The organism is Pseudomonas sp. UYEF17, from assembly GCF_040546125.1.
Taxonomy (GTDB): domain Bacteria; phylum Pseudomonadota; class Gammaproteobacteria; order Pseudomonadales; family Pseudomonadaceae; genus Aquipseudomonas; species Aquipseudomonas putida_Z.
Genome location: NZ_JBEPNE010000009.1, coordinates 1 through 18445, shown reverse-complemented (window position 1 = coordinate 18445; position 18445 = coordinate 1). Strand labels below are relative to the sequence as shown.

The following is an 18445-nucleotide window of genomic DNA, read 5'->3' as shown; positions in this document are numbered from 1 at the left end:
GGGGGCCGCGCCAGCCTGTCAGGCGATCAGTTGGCCGCTGCCCTGCGCCTTTCCGCCAGGCGCGAGCGCCCGTACAGGAACACGATCGCCAGCAAGGCCAGCGCCTGCGCCGAAAGCGAGTAGGCGTCAGCGTGAATCCCCAGCCAGTCGAATTCGAAGAACGCCACTGGGCGCGTGCCCAGTACCCCGGCCTCTTGCAACGCCTTCACGCCATGCCCGGCGAACACCACCGACAAGGCACATAGCAGTGCGGCGTTGATGCTGAAGAACAGTGACAGCGGCAGCTTGGCCGAGCCACGCAGGATCACCCAGGCCAACCCCACCAGCAGCACCAGCGCCGTGGCACCACCCGCCAGCACCGCCTGGTGCCCGGCTGGGCCGGCCTGCAGCCACAGGGTTTCGTAGAACAGGATCACTTCGAATAGTTCGCGGTAAACCGAGAAGAACGCCAGCACGGCAAAACCGAAACGTCCACCACCACTGACCAGGCTGCTCTTGATGTAGTCCTGCCAGGCGGCGGCATGGCGGCGGTCGTGCATCCACACGCCAAGCCACAGCACCATCACCGCGGCGAAAAGCGCCGTGCAGCCTTCCAGCAGTTCGCGCTGGGCGCCACCGACGTCGATCACGTAGGCTGCAAGCGCCCAGGTTGCGAAACCAGCCACCAACGCCAGGCCCCAGCCGATGTTGACGCTGCGCACCGCCGACTGCTGGCCGGTATTGCGCAGGAAGGCCAGGATCGCCGCCAGCACCAGAATCGCCTCCAGGCCTTCGCGCAGCAGGATCAGCAAGCCGGATACAAAGCTCAGCGACCAGCTCAGGCCATCGCTGCCCAGCAGCTTGGAAGCCTGCTCCAGCTTGGCCCTGGCTTCGCTCAGGCGTTGCTCGGCCTGGGCCACGGGCAAGCCGTCCTGCAGCGACTGACGGTAGGCCATCAGCGATTTTTCGGTGTCCTTGCGCGCCTGGGTGTCGATGTTGTCCAGCGAGCTTTCCACCAGCTCGAAGCCTTCCAGGTAGGCCGCCACTGACAGGTCATAGGCCTGGTCGTGATCACCTGCGCGGTAGGCCGCCAGGCTCTTGTCCAAGGTGCTCGCGGTGTATTCGAGCAATTGCGCAGGGCCACGCTTGACCTGCGGCGGCTGGGCGCGCTGGGCGCGGAACGCCTCCACGGCCGTGGCACCTTCGCTGGTGGCGACTTCGGCCGGGGTCTGGCGGGCCAGGTCGGCGATGTTCCAGGCCTTGTCGCCTTTGCCGGCTTCTGGCTTTGCGGTGAAGCTGGCGATATAGGCAGCCACATCCCAACGCTGGCGGTCATCCAGCTGGTCGGCAAAGGACGGCATCTCGGTGCCATCGATGCCCAGGGCCAGGGTGTTGTAGAGGTCGAACAGGCTCAACTGGTCGAGGCGCGAAACATCGCGCAGGTTGGCGGGTGCAGGCTCCAGGCCCACGCCGGCCGGGCCGTCGCCGGCGCCAGTGTCGCCGTGGCAGATCGAGCAGTTTTGCGCATACAGCGAAGCGCCGCGGGCCGGGTCCGGAGTAATTACCGGAGCCTGGCTGACCTCGTAGGCCACCGCCAGACGCGCGCCCAGTTGGCGGGCCTGTTTGGCGACTGCCGGGCCGTCCTGGCGGTGGTCGATGGCTTGGCGCAACGCCTGGATGCCCTGCTCCAGAGCAGCTTGCTCGGCGTTTGCAGGCAAGCTCTTGACCAGCTCGGCCAATACCGCGCTGAACTCTTGCTGCTCGCGGTATTCACCATCGTCGATCACCTTGCCGTCTTGCACGGTCGGCGGGTAGTCGGCGCCAATGTAGTCCAGCAGGTGCAGGGCCTTGGTAGCCTCGGCGGGGGCTTCGGCCAGCACCAGGGTGCTGCACAGCACCAGCACCGGGCCGAGCAATATAGCCGGTAGCCAGGCAAGCAGACGGGAACGGGTATTCATGGCCAGTCTCAAAGTAAATGCGAAAGAGAACATTGTTCACTTCCACTTTTCTTCCTTCAAGGGCGCCAGGCGGATTTCATGAAAAATCTTGGTACAAATTTAGAGGAAGCGGGATGACAACCGGGCCTGAGCATGGCGCAGCACCTGTGAGAGTTGACTTGCCGACGATGGGCCGCACAGCGGCCTCAGGTTCTCAGAGGCTATTTGCAAAACCTTGCTTTCAGACAGGGACTAAGGCCAGCGGCTTCTAGCTCTGGAACCACAAGGTTAAGCACTTCCCACCCATGGCGCACTCAGAACGGCGCTTCCGATGCTCTTGGTAGCATTTGCCGCTGATTTGGCTGCCCTCGTCGTATCACCACTTGTTCATACATTGGTCCATACAATAACAATTCCATTTCTTCGAGTTTCCTGGGCACTAACCCACCCTCGCCCATCGTGCCGAAACGGTAGTCTTTACCGGGTACCTTCGCGTTGAAATTGTAAGCGAACACCGAGTAAACCTCTGGCTGCACGTTTTCTCTAGGTCCGGCTTGGCGTGCATAGTCCGCAGCCATGTCAGCAAAATCTTTCGCTGTAGAATCAGTGAGCGCAACATAGAAACCCTTGCCGGAACTAAGACCTCCGGCGGAGTTTTGATATTTAGCATTTAACCCTTGCAGCAAGCCCGTAGCGTTGATATTAGTTGAGCCGTGACGCCCTATATAGTTCAACGCGCCGCCGAGAGAGCCGACCGGAGACATGCTATCGGCTTGATCCAGTTGAACCGATCCTCTTGGCGTCCGCGTTCCGCTTGACCTACCCACTTTCAACGACCTGAAAAGAAAGCTGACACCGGCCCACGTATGTCCGCTGGGATCCTTCCGATTGACGGGGTCACAACCACAATAGGCATAAGCATGCAAACCACCCAATCCAAATGGGCTCCAACTATCCGGACAGGTGAACCGCATCAACACCGAGCTGTATGGCCGGTAACCGTTTCCAAGCAGATAGAGCCCAGAAAGAACATCCGGATGTTCTCCAGTAAAACCAAACAGAATAGGTGGGTCTAGCCTTGGCGAGCTGTAACCATACGCAAGGTAAGCAAATGTGTTTGGACGAGCGGACATAGTTGCCATACTCCTCAACATTCATGGGAAATGCCATTAATTACTTTAATATAATTACAAGACCACTATCCTTACCCAACGAGCTGTCTACCTCAGCGTATAGAATAATGCCTGACTGAACTACTGTCACTTTTGATAGGATCATCGACTACCGGCACTATTGCTGAGCGCTCCGTATGCAAAGTCATCGTTTTGGTCGCGCAATAGCGAAAGTTTCTCCAGAGTCTCGGAATCCGGGCCTAGCCGTGGTCTTCCAGCCACCACCTAACGCCAGGAATACCCCAATCTGCCCCAACGCCACCTCGCTATTGGCTGCCGCCAACTGCGCGCGCATGTCGGTATAGGTCCGCGTCGCCTGCAAATCCGCCAGGAACGACTCACGCCCAGCCTGGTAATACCGGTGCGTCTGGTCCGCCGCTTCCTTGGCCGACTTCTCCGCCTCGGCCAGCGCGTCACGCCGGTCCAACAGGGCGCTGTACTGCGCCAGGCGGGTCTGGGTCTCGCGAATGGCGTTCAGCACTACCCCATCAAAATTCGCCAGGGCTGCCTGGGTCGAGGCTTCGGCCATGCGAATGCGGGCGCGGGTGCCATTGGTGGGGATGGTCCAGCTGATCTGCGGGCCGAAGCCCCAGCGGTTGGTCGCCGGCTCGCCAAGGTTCTCGAGGATACCAATGGTGCCAACCTGGGCGCCAATGCTGATGTCCGGGTACAAGGCGCCGGTGGCCACGCCGATGTAGGCAGTGGCAGCGGCCAGCTGCCGTTCGGCCTGGCGCACGTCTGGACGGCGCTTGAGCAACGCCGCGCCATCGCCCACCGGGACCAGCTGGCTCAGGTGCGGCAGCTCGGCACAATCGGCAGTGCCGGCAGGCAGCTGATCAACCGGTTTTGCCAACAAGGCAGCCAGTGTGTACATGCCGGTCTCGCGCTCCGCCTTGAAGCGTGGCAGCTCGGCGCGCAAGGATTTGAACTGGGTTTGCGAGCGGGTGACCTGGGTTTCGTCGCCACGCCCGGCATCACGCAGGCGCTGGTTAAGCTTCACGTTCTGCTCCTGCAGGTCGAGCGACTCGCGGGCAATGTGGTATTCCTCGTTGGCCGAGCACACCTGGGTGTAGGCCTTGACCACATCCGCCACCAGGGTGATGCGGGCGGTATCGGCGGCGGCCTGCACTGCGTCGGCATTGGCCTTGGCCGCCTCGGTGCCACGCTTGAAAGTACCCCACAGGTCGAACTGGTACGAAGCACTGATGATGGCTTCGCCGATGTTGGCCACCGGCACTTTCTCTGGCAGCAGGAAGGCCTCGCCCGATTCCTGCAGGCGCTGGGCGCCAAGTTTGACGCCGCCGTTGAAGCCACCTTGCGACTCGGCCACTTCGACCTGGGCGCGCGCCTTGGCAATGTTGGCGGCAGCCACGCGCAGGTCGGTGTTGGCACTCAGGGCCTGGCGCACCAGCTCGTTCAGCCGTTGATCCTGGTACAGCTGCCACCAGTCCTCAGGCACCGGTGCCGATACCACGCTGTCGGCATCCTGGCGCAGCGGGCCGTTGAGGTCGCTGCGTTGCACCGCCGCGTCCTTCGGCACCTCATAGTCGGGGCCGACCATCATGCAGGCCCCCAACGACAGGCACAGCCCCGCCAGGATCAGCTGTTTCATGGGCGCTGGCCCTCGATGATCGACACCGTGGCGGTTCGCCCGGCAATCATGCGGAAGTCTGGCGGCACTTCATCAAAGGCGATGCGCACCGGAATACGCTGGGCCAGGCGCACCCAGCTGAATGCCGGGTTGACGTTGGGCAACAGGTTGGCGCCACTGCTGCGGTCACGGTCTTCGATGCCGGCGGCGAAGCTTTGCACATGGCCACGCAGGCGGGTGTTGTCGCCCATGACGCGAATGTCCACGGCATCGCCGATGTGGATACCGCCAAGCTTGGTTTCCTCGAAGTAGCCATCGACGTGGTACGAGGCGCTGTCGACCACCGACAGCACCGGGCGGCCGGCGGTGACGAATTCGTGATTACGCGGTGCTCGGTCGTTCAGGTAACCGTCCACCGGGCTGCGCACCACCGAGCGGTCGAGGTTGAGCTGGGCGGTATCGACGGCCACCTGCGCTTCGCTGACGGCGGAACGGGCACGGGCCTCGCGGGACTGGCTTTCTTCCAGCTGTTCGGCGGCCACCAGGTTGCCCAGCTTGCGGTTGCGCTGCGCTTCGCGGGAGGCCTGGGCCAGGGTTTCCTGGCGCTCACCCAGGGTCGCCTTGGCCTGGCGCAGGGCCAGGGTGAAGCGGTCCTGGTCGATGGTAAACAGCACATCGCCGCGCTTGACGGTCTGGTTGTCACGCACCTCGACCTTCTGGATCAGCCCGGACACGTCCGGGGCGATCTGGATCACGTCGGCGCGGATGTGGCCGTCGCGGGTCCAGGGGGCGAACATGTAGTACACCACCATCTGCCACACGAGCACGGCGGCGAAGGTCACTACCAGCAAGGTCAGGACCACACGGCCCAGGGTCAGCAAAGGTTTTTTCATGGCAGCATCAGGTTTCGGCAAAAGTGGTCCACCGCACCAAGCAGCACGGCATACAGAGCAACGTTGAACAACGCCCGGTGCCAGACCAGACGGTAGAAATGCAGGCGCACCAGCACCGCGTGCACCCCGAGGAACAGCAGGTAGGTGCCAAACATCATCACCAGCAGCGTGGGCAGGAATACCCCGCTGATATCCAGTTCACCAATCACAGGGGCGCTCCGTCGAGGCCAGGGGGTAGTTGCGGTTGTTCGGCTGGCTCGAGCATCACCTCCACGCCCGGCAGCAGCGCCAGGCGCAGGCCGCTCAGCGCGTGCAGCAGGTGGGTACGGGCATCGCCGCGCTCGTACAGCTCATCCAGGTTCAGCGCCAGGCGCGCGCGCTCCATGTTGCGCAGCAGCGCGGCCGGGGCGTGCAGGCGCTCGCCGGCGCGCAGGCAGGCGGCATAGTGCGCGCCGACTTCCTCGACTACCGTGTTCAGGCGCTCACGAGCCTGCTGCCCGGCACGCGGCATATAGGCCAGCAGGTCGAGCAGGTTCAACCCCACGCGCAGGTCGCGCAGTGCCACGCCGCTGTCCTGCCCGGTTTGCGACAAGCGCGGCAGGTGCTGCATCAGGCGGTCGAGCATCTGCACACCGACCTGGCGGTGCTCGGCCAGGGTGGCCGGCTCGGTCATTTCGACGATGTCGCGCCAGGCGAAGCGGGTCATGCGCTTGGCTGCCAGCTCCACGCCGAACGGGCGCATCACCAAGGTCCAGATGAAGGCGAACAGCAGCCCCACGGGGCCGGCCAGGTTGGAATTGAGGAAGGTGAAGAAGTCAGCATCGTAGGCGCCCTGGATGCTGATGAAGGTCGAGGTGTTGACGATGGTCAGCAAGGTACCCAGGTAGAAGCGCGGCTGCACGGTCAGGGTGCCAACGCAGATGAATGGCACGGCGAAGGCCAGCACCAGCATCGGGAAGTCGTGCAGGTTGGGCAGCACCAGGAACAGGTACAGGCTGGAGAAGATGACCGACATCAGCGTCCAGAAGAAGAACCTGTAGATCTGCGGCGCCGGGTCGTCCATGGCGGCGAAGAAGCTGCACGACACGGCGGCGAGGATCACTGCGCTGGCGCCGTCGTTCCAGCCCAGGCCAATCCACAGGCCGCAGGCGACAACGATCGCCAGCACGGTTGAGGCCACCGAATACAGCATCAGGCCACGGTCGAAGAACGCCGTCAGGCGGCCCAGGCGCCAGTGGCGGTACACCGCGCGCCAGGGTTTGGAATCGTCGCTGCGCAGGGCATGTTGCAGGCTGCAGCAGTCCTGCCACAGGTCGGCCCATTCGGTCAGGCGATACAGGGCGTTGGACAGCAGCAGTTCGGCGCGCTGGTCGAGGGCAGCGGCGCCGGGCTGCAGGCGCTCGATCTGTTCGTGCAGAGCGGTCCAGCGGGCGACGGAAGCGCTGTCGACGGTGCCCTTGAGCCATTCGCGGGCGGCATCGAGCAACGGTTGCAACTGGGCGAACTGTGCCGGGGCGCGGCCTTCGAGGGCGACCAGGGCGTCGTCGAGGGCATCGATCACGGGCAGCAGGTGGATCATGCGCCCGCGCAACTCGCGGGCATTCTTCAGGGTGTGCGGACCGGCGCCTTCATGGCCGAGCTGGCCGATCATCAGCTCCAGCGAGTTGAAGGTGGCAACCATCGCCCCGCGCATGCCGCCAACCTGGTCTGCACTGGCCTGGCGGGCCAGGTAGGTGTCGCTGTAGCGGATCGCTTCGGTGAACCAGCTACCAGTGGCACCGACTACAACTGGCGCCAGCCGGCGCGGCCAGAAGATCGCTCCGACCACGGCCGCGCAGACGATCCCCAGGCAGATTTCCTGGGCGCGGGAAGACGCCACGTCGAACACAGCAAGCGGGTTGTCGACCACCGCCAGGGCAATCATCGGCAAGGTGTAGCCGGCCAGCATCAGCACGTAGTTGTTGGCGGTGCGCAGGTTCAGCGAAAGGAACAGCAAGGTGCCGGTCCACAGGGCGATGGCGATGCTCAGCAGCAACGGCGACTGCACCAGCGGTGGTACCAGGAAAATCGCCCCGCCGGCACCGAGCAGCGTGCCCACGGCACGGTACAGGGCCTTGGAGCTGGTGGGGCCAAGGAACGGGCTGGAGACGATGTACACCGTGGCCATGGCCCAATAGGGGCGCGGCAACTGCATGAGCAGGGCGATGTACAGGGCGATCATGGAGGCGGCAAAGGTACGCACGCCATAGAACCAGTCGCGGGCCGGGGGCACCGAGCTGAAGAAACCGTTCATGCTGCCCCGCCTGTGTTGCCCAGGCCGGCGGCTTCGAAGGCACGCAGCACGCGCAAGGCGGCTTCCAGGTCGGCCTGGTCGATGCCATACAGCACCTCGCGGCGCAGGCGCACCAGCTCGGCTTCGATGGACTCGGCCAGGGTGCGGCCTTCGGCGGTCAGGCTCAGGGCCTTGGCGCGGCGGTCCAGCGGGTCTTCGCTGCGACATACCAGGCCAGCCTTGCACAGCTGGTCGAGCAGGCGCACCAGCGACGGGCTTTCCAGGCCGGCAGCCTGGGCCACGGCCACCTGATGCACGCCGTCACCCAGGCGCACGATCATCAGCAACGGCGCGGCGCAGGCCTCGGATATGCCGTAACCGGTCAGGGCGGTATGGCAGATGCGCCGCCAATGGCGGGCGGCAACCACCATGCCACTGCTGACTTGCAGGCGCAGGAGATCAAGGGACATGACAGGAACCAAGGATATTCATAGTTTGCTAACTATCAATATACGCCTGTGCCTCCCCCTGTCGTCAACCGGGGGGATGGATGAATTGTTGTTCATGCTGGGGCTTCTGGCCTGCCTGTGCCGGCCTCTTCGCGGGTAAACCCGCTCCCACAGGTGCTGCATAGGATTCAGCCATGCGCGGTACCTGTGGGAGCGGGTTTACCCGCGAAGAGGCCCGGACAGGCAACAGAGCATTCAGGGCTGAATCTGGTCTTCCAGCTTCATGGTCAAGGCCAGTGTGCTGCCCATCTGCACCGCGCGGTCACGCCACTCCTGGTAGCGGCCCTCGTCGCGGCTGCTGAAGTGCACCGCCAGCTCTTCGGCCGCCTGTACCACCCCCGCAGCTGCCGCCAGCTCCAGCCAGTACAGCGCGGCCTTGAGATCAGCCTCCACGTACAGCCCATGCATCAGCCGGTAGCCCACCTCGAAACGGCAGCGTGCCTCGCCCTGCTCGGCCCCGCGCAAGAACCACTGGTAGGCCTGCACCAGGTCGACCTGCCACTGCAGGCCGCCATCACACACCTCTTCCTCGTACAGGTCACCCAGCGCGGCAGCGGCATGCAGCATGCCCCGCTCGAAAGCCTGCCGGTAGCACTCCGCCGCCTGCATGTAAGAGGGCTCGATGCCTTTGCCGAAGTAATGTTGCTGCCCAAGGTTGAACCATGCCGCGGCATTGCCTTGCAGGGCCGCCATGCGCAACAGGTGGCCGGCCAACACGGTGTCAGCACGCCAGTATTTGCCGTTGAGCCAGATCCAGCCAAGGTCGTTGAGCGCCGCCACGCTGCCTTGCAAGGCCTGGCGGCGCAGGTCGACGTACACCGCCTGCAAGTCGCTGGCTTCGTCCAGGCGGCTGACCAGCAGCGAGCGCTGGCTGGGCAACCCTATCCCGGCAAACAGTCGCTGTCGCCTCCCGACAGCGGCCGGTGGGGCAATGACCCGCTCGGGCAAAAGGCGGGCAAGCAGCGAATGGATATTGCTGGCAGCAGACATGTTCATCCTCATTGAACGACACACAACCCCAACCTTCGGCTGTGATGAGGCGTGATTCTGCGTGACGTAACGTCAAAACCTGTCGCGAACGATTCGGCGCCAGGCAACCAAATGCGACTTCCTTGATCTGAGCAGGCTGTGGCCAATTGCCATGACCCACGCCTGCCGCCATCCTATTGCGGCAAGCCTAGACAAGGACGTTATCTTTTGCCGTTCGCCACAACTCGCGCCACCCTCAGCCGACAGTGGGCGCTGCTGCGCCAGTTGCCCAGCCGTTCCCCAGGCATTACCAGCGCCGAATTGGTCTGGCGCCTGCGTGACGTGGGCTTCACTGTCAGCAAACGCACTGTCGAGCGTGATCTCAATGAGCTGTCGCTGATATTTCCGCTGGAGCGCAATGACAAGAGCATCCCGTTTGGCTGGCATTGGTCGGCGAGCGCAGTGGGCGACTTGCGCGGCAATTTCGACTTGTTGACGCACTTGCGCGGTGATGCGCTGCAACCGGCTCGGGGCGAGGGGGTGGAGTTGGTGGCGCGGATCAGCGATACGCTGGCGCGGCAGTTGCGGGTTGCGCCGTTGAGTAGCGACATGCAGCTGACGGCCTTGGAGCACGGACATCGGTTGCAGGCCACGGTGAGTGACGGCTGGCCACTGCGCTGGTGGTTGTTGAGCCATGGCGATGGGGTGGTGGTTGAGCAGCCGGGCGGCTTGCGGGAGGAGATTGGCAAGATCCTGAGCAATGCGGCAGCGCAGTACCAGAATTTTTAGCCTGTGCTGGCCTCTTCGCGGGCTTGCCCGCTCCCACAGGTACTCTACAGATTCTGAAGTGTGTGGTTTTCCTGTGGGAGCGGGCAAGCCTGCGAAGAGGCCGGCACAGGCATACCAGTTAGCGCTGCATCCCCCAACGCCGCACCGTCAGCCGCTCGAGGGTATTGAACACCAGCCCTTCCACCAGCAAGCCGATCAGGATCACCACCGCCAACCCGGCAAACACCTTGTCGGTGTACAGCTCGTTGCGGTTCTGGAAGATGTACCAGCCCAACCCGCCTTTGCCACTGCTGGCCCCGAACACCAGCTCGGCAGCGATCAGTGTGCGCCAGGCGAATGCCCAGCCGATCTTCAGCCCCGAGAGGATTGATGGCAGCGCCGCCGGCACCAGGATATGCAGCACCAGCCGCAGCCCTTTCAGGCCGTAATTGCGCCCGGCCATGCGCAGGGTTTCCGACACGCCGAGAAAGCCCGCATAGGTGTTCAGCGCCAGCGCCCATAGCACCGAGTGCACCAGCACGAAGATCAGGCTGTTGTCGCCCAGCCCGAACCACAGCAAGGCCAGGGGCAACAAGGCAATCGCCGGCAACGGGTTGAACATCGAGGTCAGGGTGCCCAGCAGATCGCGCCCAAGCTGGGTCGACACCGCCAGGCTGGTTAGGCCGAACGCCAGGATGATCCCCAGCAGGTAACCCTTGAGCAGAATCACCAGCGACACGCCAACCTTGGCCGGCAACTCACCGCTGACCATGCCGTCCCACAGCGCCGTGGCCGTCTGCAGGAAGGTCGGTAGCAGCAGATCGTTGCCCTGGTAGCGGGCAATGGCCTCCCACAGCACGGCGATCACCAGCAGGATGACCGCCTTGCGCAACCAGCCGTGCTGCCACAGGCGCTGAGCCAACGGCAGGTTGCGCTCCACAGGCACACTGAGCAAAGGCTCCAGCTGCACCTCGTATTCCTGGCGTACAGGTGTAGTGGTCATGGCTGAAGCTCCTGTCAGTAGGCGATACGGATATCGTTGAAGCCAAGATCGTCGGGCTGTTCGGGGGCATCCGCCTCATCGAACAGCAAACGATGGATGCGCCGGGCACTGGCCTGGAAGTCGCTACCACCCAGGCTGCCCAAGTCGTACTGGTGGCTGTGCACTTCGGCGCGCACCCGCCCTGGGTGGGGCGACAACAGCAGGATGCGGTTGCCGACCACCAGAGCCTCTTCGATGGAGTGGGTAACGAACAGCAGGGTAAAACGCACCTCCTCCCACAGCAGCAGCAGTTCTTCCTGCATCTTGCGCCGGGTCAGCGCATCAAGTGCCGCGAACGGTTCGTCCATCAGCAGGATCTTCGGCTGCGTGGCCAAGGCCCGGGCAATCGCCACGCGCGCTTTCATACCGCCCGACAGGGTGTGTGGGTAGGCATCGGCGAAGGCGGCCAGGCCGACTTTTTCCAGATAGTGCAGCGCCCGCTCCTCGGCCTCGGCGCGTTTCAGCTGGCCCGACACCAGCAGAGGGAACATGACGTTCTGTTTCACCGTCTTCCATGGCGGCAGCTGGTCGAACTCCTGGAACACCACGATGCGGTCGGGGCCTGGGCCGCTGACTGGCTGACCTTGCAGCAGAATCTGCCCCTCCTGGGGCGAGATGAACCCGGCCACGGCCTTGAGCAAGGTGGACTTGCCGCAGCCGGAGGGGCCGAGCAGCACGAAGCGGTCGGCACGGTCGACTTCGAAGCTGACCTGGTGGGTGGCCCGCACCACGCGTTGCGCGGTGCGGTATTCGAGGCTGAGGTTATCCACCTTGAGCAAAGGTGGCGTTGCGACACGGCTCAGGTTGCTGGCCGTGTGGCCTGGCAATGGGGCGGTCATGATCGGTCAGCTCCCCTGCAGCGGGCGTTCATCCTGGAAGAAGTAGTCCTTCCACGATTCCGGCTTGTGCTTGATGGCGCCTACCCGATAGAGGAAGTCGGCCAGCTTGTAGGTGTTTTTTGGCGTGACGGTGAATTCGTACTGCGGGTTGTCGATCAGCTTGATCAACGTGTCGCGGTCGATCTTGGCCTTGGTCACGCGGATGTAGGTGTCGGCGGCGGCCGCCTTGTCCTTCTGGGCGAAGTCCGCGGCTTCGGCCAGCGCATCGACGAAGGCCTTGTAGGTCTTGGGGTTGTCCTTGCGGAATTTTTCGGTGGCGAACAGCAAGGTCGGCGAGTTGGGGCCGAGCAGGTCGTAGCTGTTGAGCACCACGTGCACGTTCTTGTTGGCCAGCACTTGGTCCTGGAACGGCGGGTTGGAGAAGTGCCCGTTGAGTTCGGTGCCACCGGCCAATAGCGCGGCAGTGGCATCCGGGTGCGGCACGGCCAGGGTGTACTTGTCGAGGCGGTTGTATTCCTTGTCGCCCCATTGCTGGGCGGCGGCGTATTGCAGGAAGCGCGACTGCACCGAAACGCCTACCGCCGGCACGGCGATGCGGTCTTTGTCGGAGAGGTCGGCAATGGTCTTCACGTTGGGGTTGCTGCTGACCAGGTAGTACGGGAAGTTGCCCAGCGAGGCCACGGCCTTGACGTTCTGTCGGCCCTTGGTGCGGTCCCACACGGTCAACAGTGGGCCGACGCCGGCACCGGCGATGTCCACCGAACCGGACAGCAGTGCGTCGTTGATGGCCGAACCACCCGACAGCTGGGCCCAATCGACTTCGATGTCGATGCCCTGCTCCTTGCCATGTTTTTCGATCAGATGCTGGTCACGCACTACGTTCAGCAGCAGGTAGACAATGCCGAACTGTTCGGCGATGCGAATCTTGCCTTCTGCTTGCGCCGCGGCGGGGGCCGCCAGGCTGCCTACGACCAGGCTTGCGCCCAGGCCGATGCTTGCCGCCAGGCGGCTGATGGATTTACGCATGATGGGTTTCCTCAGTCGTCAGAACGGGGCATCGCCCTGGATGGTGGTGCGGTAAAGCTTGCGCCGCAGGTGTGCGGGGCAGCCGGTGGCCAGGTGGATCAGCGAGCGGTTGTCCCAGAACACCAGGTCGTGGGGCTGCCACTGGTGGCGGTAGATGTTCTGCTCCAGCACGCTCAGGGCATACAGCTGTTGCAGCACGTCGCGGCTTTCGTCACTTGGCAGGCCGACGATACGGGTGGTGAAACCTTCGCTGACGAATAGCGCCTTGCGGCCGTTTTCCGGGTGGGTACGGACCACCGGGTGGATGACTTCCTGTACCTGCGCCAGTTGCTCGGCGGTCAGGGTCGGGCGCCAGTTGCCTTCGAATTTGGTCTCGGCGTAACGGGCGGTGTAGGAGTGCGCAGCATCACGGCCCTCGATGACCTTGCGCAGGGCCGCGGGTACGCCTTCCCAGGCCTTGTGCATGTCGGCGAACAGGGTATCGCCGCCCTCGTCGGGCAGTTCCTGGGCATGCAGCATGGAGCCGAGGCTGGGCAGCTCCTTGTACGACAGGTCCGAGTGCCAGAACTTGCCGGCATCACCCAGGCCGATGTTCTGGCCGTTTTCGACGATGTTGGAAACGATCAGGATCTCGGGGTGGCCGGCGAGCAGGAACTGCTTGAGCACATGGATCTGCAACGGACCAAAACGGCGGCTGAAGGCGATCTGCTGGTCGGGGCTGATGCGCTGGTCGCGGAACACCAGCACATGGTGATCGAGGTGGGCGCGATGGATACGGGCGAAATCCTCGGCGTTGACCGGTTTGGCCAGGTCCAGGCCGATGATCTCGGCGCCTACGGCACCGGAGAACGGACGGATTTCGAAGCGTTGCGGCTGGGCGCTGTCGATGATCGACAAGGCGTTCGAGGCGGCTGACATTTTTCACTCCCACGCAGTGCGCGACTTCAATGGCGCGCAACGATCAGAAACGCACGGGGATTTCCCGTGTGGGTTCAAGTCGTGCGGCGCATCGATTGGTCGACGGGTACGCAGTGAAAGTGACTATATAGTCATAAGAGCGCTATTTTAAATACCGTTAAAGAATAACCATAGCACTGCTGTCAGGGGCGCTACGCAATCAGATCAAGCCGCCCTGCTCTTCTTCATCGATGAGGTTGTTCAGGCTACTGAGCGCCTTGCGCGCTTTAGAACGGTTGAGCAGTTTGGCCTGCGCACCAGGGGGCAGGTCGGTGATCTTGAACACACCCTTGGCGGTCAGCACATCGATCAGGTCCTCGAGCACGCGGATCATGTCGAGGTCGCTTTGCTTGAGCTGGTTGAGGCTGTTTTCCACCATGTCATCGGCAAACCATTCCTGGATATCGGCATGGTCGGCGGGGAGCATTTCGGTGAACTCGTCAAAAGCGGCTGCTTCGACCCGCTGCAACTCGCCAGCGGCATCGCGTTGCACGTAGAACATGGCGGTGTCCCTCGTCACATTGGTTCCTGGGTGGTAGACAGCAGCATAGGCAAAGATCACCGGGCACGCAGGCCCGGCGCCAGAGTATGCGCTGTCATGGAGTTGCGGGAAAGGCCCAGGCACGCACCCTGTAGGAGCGGCCTTGTGTCGCGACAGGGCCGCAAAGCGGCCCCACGGTTTCGGCAACAATGCCGGAAACCTGGGGGCTGCTCTGCAGCCCATCGCGACACAAGGCCGCTCCTACAGGGACAGCGCCAGCCTGAAGCCGGTGAAGGCGATGGGCTGCAGGGCAGCCCATTGGCGCATCAGCTGTCCTTGTTGTGGATGATGATGGTCGGGTCAGCACCGCTGATCAACGAGTTGATCGTGGTGTTGGACCAGTTCACCCCTTCCAGCTTGATGGTCACGTCGGCATTGGCGATACCACCGTCGGCGTTCAGCTTGCCTTCGCTGCTGACCTGCAGCGTCGTCGTGCCTTCCACCGTGGTGAGCTTCAGGTAGTTGTCGATGGTGCTGCCCTTCTCACCTTGGAGCAGGTCCTTCAGGTCGATGCGGTCGCCTTCGGCTACCTTGAAGTCCTTGATGACATCGTTGCCGATGTCACCAGCCTTCCACACGAAGGTGTCGGCACCGCTTCCGCCGATCAGGATATCGTTACCCTGGCCACCGATGAGGGTGTCGTTGCCGGTACCGCCCAGCAGGATGTCGTTACCTTTGCCACCATCCAGCGTGTCGTTACCCCCCTGTCCAAAGAGGATGTCGTTGCCATTGCCGCCGGACAGGAGATCGTGGCCGTCGTTGGCACCGGAAATATCGAACTCGTTGTAGTGCTCGGTAATGTACTGGTGAACGTTGCTGGTGGTGACGGCACTGGCTTCGACACCGCTCTTCTGCGCCACGTACGTCTGCAGCGCCTGGTAGCCTTCGCTGACGACACCGTTGAGGGAAATCAGGTCACCGAAGATGATATCGTTGCCGTTGCCGCCATCAAGGCTGTCAGCGCCCGGCAAGGTCGCCTCGGAATGGCCGAGAATCGCCTTGGCCAGGTCGGACGGATCGATGCCTGCCTGAGGCTTGCCAGCAGAGTCGTACGGTTTCAGATCGTTCAGCGTGACATCGTTGTTCAAGCCAATCGCCTGCACTTTGCTCACGCCGTTGGTGCCACCCAGCAAGTTGAAGCTCGTGGTAGTGCCTGTTGCCGACTCCTGATAGTTCCAGTACTCACCGTAGCCCGAACCATCCAGGCTGGAGAACTCGTAGGTGCCGTCGCCCTGAGCATGCAAGGTGCCGACGGTGCTGGTGGACTGCAGCACCAATTCACCCCGTTTGTTCTCGCTGTAGGTCAGCACCTTGACCGAGCCACTGCTGCTGATCTCGACTTTGTGAGTGGCGTCTGCCCAAACGCTGAAAGTGTCGCCAAGCTTGTAGTTGTTGACGTTGACCACGTCATCCAGGTACTTGCCGTTGGTCCACAGCCGCGGGTTGGTGCTCTCCCCGCTCTGATAGTAGGTCGGCTTGCCGTCGGTGATGAAGTAGGTCAGGTTCTCGGCATTGGTATTACCGCTGGCCATGGTGCTCTTGAAGAAGTTGGCCGTGGCCTTGAACACGTCCTCGTAGTTGGTACCACCACCGCTCGCCATGGAGTTCAGTACGGACTGCAGCTTGCTCAGGGCATTCGGGTCGGCAAGGTTCACCGCCACGTTCTGCTTGACCTGGGTGTCGAAGTCGACCAGGAAGATGTTGACCGTGCCCGACGTATCCGAACCCAGGCTGGCTTTGAGCGTATTGAACACCGAGGCCAGCTGGGTCTTCGCATCGGAAAGCGACTTGTCGCTCATGCTGCCCGAGCTGTCGACGATGAAGGCAATGTTGTAGTTCTTGCCTTGAACCACGTTCAGGCCGGATACGTCGGCGACCATGATGTCGTTGCCTTCGCTGCCGGTCATCGCATCGTTGCCCGAAGTACCCACGTTGGCTTTGTAGGTCGCAGCGTATACGGTCACCGGAATATTGCCGGTGGTGACAGCCGAACCGCCCACGCTTTCGGTCGCGACCGAAGTGACCGTGATGTCGAAGGAACCTTTGAAGTAGGCCGGCGGAGTCAGCGTCAGGCTGCTGAGTTTCCAGCCGGTCACGTCTACCGGGCCCGTACCGACCGTGACAGTGTGGCCTGCGCCGTCGCTCAGCACGGTGCCTTTCGGAATGCCGCTGAGGGACACGTTCAGGCTCTCGGAACCGTCGGTATCGGTCAGTGCGGTCGAGATACCGACCAGTTTCACCGAGCCGCCTTCCGGTCCCTCATTGAGCTTGTAGCCGTCGTAGTAGCTCTGGCCATTGACGGTATGCAGGTCGGACACGCCCAGGCCCGCGTTGGCCATCTCGGTCACGTTCTGGTACATCTTGATGTTCGAGCTGCTCAGGTCGGTAACAGCACCCGAGCCGACTTGGATATTCAGGTCATAACTGCCTGGCCCGCTCTGGTTGGCATGATAGACCTCGATCGGGTAGTAGCCACTGGTGTTCGGGGTAAAGCTCCCCGAAACCTGGCCACCCGCACCCCAGGTGGCCGTGACCACTGTCTTGCCACCGATGGTGACCACGAAGCTGTCGTCGGCGGTCCCGCTGAAGTTGTAGGTCTTGCCGGCTTCCAGATAGATCAGGCCCGACGTTTTCGAGCCGGTGCCAGCGCTGATGCTGCCATCGGACTGCACGTTGGTGGTGGTGCTGCTGGCGTTGGCATTGCCCGAGTTGGCAAAGACTGTCTTCAGCGAGTCGCCGGTAATGCCGTTACCGTCGGTACCCAGGCCTTTGAGGCTGGTCCACACTTCCTTGGTCAGGCCTTTGGACTCGATCTCGGCGCTGCCGAAGCTCAGGGTCGGTTTGTCGGCAACCGGGCTGATGTCGACCTTCATGGTCACTTCACTACCCAAGTTGGTGCCGTCGTTCGGCTTGAACTTGAACTGCGCGTAGTCGGCCTGCTGGTTGCCTACGCCATTGCCACCGTAGTTGTCCGTACCCGACTGGTTGAGGGCCGGCACGAACTTGAGGTTGTTGGCAGTAATGTCAGCCTGGCTGACTACCTGGCCAACGGCCACGTTCACCCATGTTGTGCCGTTGAAGAACTGCAGGGTACCGGCAGCCGGCAGCGAGGTAATAGTCACGGACAAGCCTGTGTTGGCATCGGCATCGGTGACCTTGAAATCACTCCAGGCAAACACGTAGGCGGTGTCTTCCACGCCAAACACTGCACCGCCAGGCGAAACCGGCAGGTGGTCATTGTCGAGGATGGAAGTGGTCACGCTGGCATTGCCGCTGTCGACCTTCAGATTCTCGAAACCGCCACCGGTGGCGGTTTCGATCTTCACGGTAAAGTTCTCGGTGCCCTCGACAAGCTTGTCGTCGATGGTCGCGATGTCGAACGTGGTGCCGGTGCTGTTGGCCGGGATCTTCACGGTGGTGACACCAGTGAAGTCCTCGCCATTCTTGGCAGTGCCGCTGTAGCTGAGGGTAATGGTGACCTCAGACTTCGACGGGTTGCTCAGGGTCAGCGTGTAGTGGCCGGTTTCACCTTCGGTCAGCGACGTGCTACCGCTGATGCCGACCGTGGTGACATCGCCCTGGCCGCTGCCTGGTTCATCGGTCACGGTGGTGCTGACCGGGGTCTTGTCCAGGGTCAGCTGCTCAAACTTGCCGACGTCCGCGCCAGCAACGGTGGCGATGGACTTCACGACCGGATCGTTAGCCCCCACATACACGTTGTCCGGAGCAGTCACGGTGACCGAACCAGTCGTGCCGTTGGCCGGCACGGTGATGACGGTCTTGCCGTCGCTCAGCGTGAAGGTCAGCGCCGAGTGGTTGTTGATCGGTAGGCCGTCTTTGTTGGTCAGCGTGACGGTGTAGGTGATCTCGCCACCTTCGGTAACCGAAGGAGTCGCAGTCAGCTTGGCCACCACTTCGTCGGTGGTGTCGGTCACCTGAACCGAGGCGTT

15 protein-coding genes are annotated in these 18445 nt (G+C 62.6%); 1 reads left to right on the top strand and 14 read right to left on the bottom strand.

Going from position 1 to position 18445, the window contains the following annotated elements; translation table 11 throughout:
* Positions 1 to 26 precede the first annotated feature (26 nt).
* From ABIB24_RS15365 to ABIB24_RS15330, 8 genes are all read right to left on the bottom strand, one after another.
* On the bottom strand, positions 27 to 1970 hold the full coding sequence (locus tag ABIB24_RS15365) for an FTR1 family protein (RefSeq protein ID WP_354316833.1): 1944 nt from the start codon (positions 1968 to 1970) through the stop codon (positions 27 to 29).
* Positions 1971 to 2230: 260 nt separating this feature from the next.
* Entirely contained in the window at positions 2231 to 3049 is an 819-nt protein-coding gene (locus tag ABIB24_RS15360; protein WP_249352802.1) for an RHS repeat-associated core domain-containing protein, read from the bottom strand.
* Between the two features lie 184 nt (positions 3050 to 3233).
* The gene (locus ABIB24_RS15355) at positions 3234 to 4700 is read right to left on the bottom strand and encodes an efflux transporter outer membrane subunit (protein ID WP_137162741.1); all 1467 of its coding nucleotides are present in this window, start codon (positions 4698 to 4700) and stop codon (positions 3234 to 3236) included.
* Complete coding sequence (locus tag ABIB24_RS15350) at positions 4697 to 5572, bottom strand: efflux RND transporter periplasmic adaptor subunit (protein WP_137162740.1); 876 nt, start codon at positions 5570 to 5572, stop codon at positions 4697 to 4699. Before ABIB24_RS15350 ends, ABIB24_RS15355 begins: the two co-directional genes overlap by 4 nt.
* Positions 5569 to 5781, bottom strand: a complete 213-nt coding sequence (locus ABIB24_RS15345; RefSeq protein ID WP_003255905.1) for a DUF1656 domain-containing protein — start codon at positions 5779 to 5781, stop codon at positions 5569 to 5571. The genes ABIB24_RS15350 and ABIB24_RS15345 overlap by 4 nt, the downstream gene beginning before the upstream one ends.
* Positions 5778 to 7865 (bottom strand): FUSC family protein, encoded by a 2088-nt coding sequence (locus tag ABIB24_RS15340; RefSeq protein ID WP_025337267.1) that lies wholly within the window; start codon positions 7863 to 7865, stop codon positions 5778 to 5780. Before ABIB24_RS15340 ends, ABIB24_RS15345 begins: the two co-directional genes overlap by 4 nt.
* Entirely contained in the window at positions 7862 to 8314 is a 453-nt protein-coding gene (locus ABIB24_RS15335) for a MarR family winged helix-turn-helix transcriptional regulator (protein ID WP_137162739.1), read from the bottom strand. Before ABIB24_RS15335 ends, ABIB24_RS15340 begins: the two co-directional genes overlap by 4 nt.
* A gap of 234 nt (positions 8315 to 8548) precedes the next feature.
* The gene (locus ABIB24_RS15330; RefSeq protein ID WP_025337265.1) at positions 8549 to 9343 is read right to left on the bottom strand and encodes a tetratricopeptide repeat protein; all 795 of its coding nucleotides are present in this window, start codon (positions 9341 to 9343) and stop codon (positions 8549 to 8551) included.
* A 207-nt stretch (positions 9344 to 9550) separates the two neighbouring features.
* Here ABIB24_RS15330 and ABIB24_RS15325 point away from each other — a divergent pair, with 207 nt between their 5' ends.
* The gene (locus ABIB24_RS15325) at positions 9551 to 10111 is read left to right on the top strand and encodes a WCX domain-containing protein (RefSeq protein ID WP_025337264.1); all 561 of its coding nucleotides are present in this window, start codon (positions 9551 to 9553) and stop codon (positions 10109 to 10111) included.
* Positions 10112 to 10229: 118 nt separating this feature from the next.
* On the opposite strand, the gene ABIB24_RS15320 is transcribed toward ABIB24_RS15325, so the two are convergent.
* The 6 genes from ABIB24_RS15320 to ABIB24_RS15295 all read right to left on the bottom strand — a co-directional run.
* A complete protein-coding gene (locus ABIB24_RS15320; RefSeq protein WP_015268522.1) occupies positions 10230 to 11093 on the bottom strand; it encodes an ABC transporter permease in 864 nt (287 codons plus the stop codon).
* A gap of 14 nt (positions 11094 to 11107) precedes the next feature.
* The gene (locus ABIB24_RS15315; protein ID WP_085591750.1) at positions 11108 to 11971 is read right to left on the bottom strand and encodes an ABC transporter ATP-binding protein; all 864 of its coding nucleotides are present in this window, start codon (positions 11969 to 11971) and stop codon (positions 11108 to 11110) included.
* Between the two features lie 6 nt (positions 11972 to 11977).
* Positions 11978 to 12997 (bottom strand): ABC transporter substrate-binding protein, encoded by a 1020-nt coding sequence (locus tag ABIB24_RS15310; RefSeq protein ID WP_025337262.1) that lies wholly within the window; start codon positions 12995 to 12997, stop codon positions 11978 to 11980.
* An 18-nt stretch (positions 12998 to 13015) separates the two neighbouring features.
* A complete protein-coding gene (locus ABIB24_RS15305; RefSeq protein ID WP_354316832.1) occupies positions 13016 to 13915 on the bottom strand; it encodes a TauD/TfdA dioxygenase family protein in 900 nt (299 codons plus the stop codon).
* Positions 13916 to 14114: 199 nt separating this feature from the next.
* Positions 14115 to 14456 carry a tryptophan synthase subunit beta gene (locus tag ABIB24_RS15300; RefSeq protein WP_354316860.1) on the bottom strand — a complete coding sequence of 114 codons (342 nt, stop codon included), beginning with the start codon at positions 14454 to 14456 and terminating at the stop codon, positions 14115 to 14117.
* Between the two features lie 305 nt (positions 14457 to 14761).
* Positions 14762 to 18445: immunoglobulin-like domain-containing protein (locus tag ABIB24_RS15295; protein WP_502945827.1), on the bottom strand; the 3684-nt coding region annotated here is incomplete at its 5' end.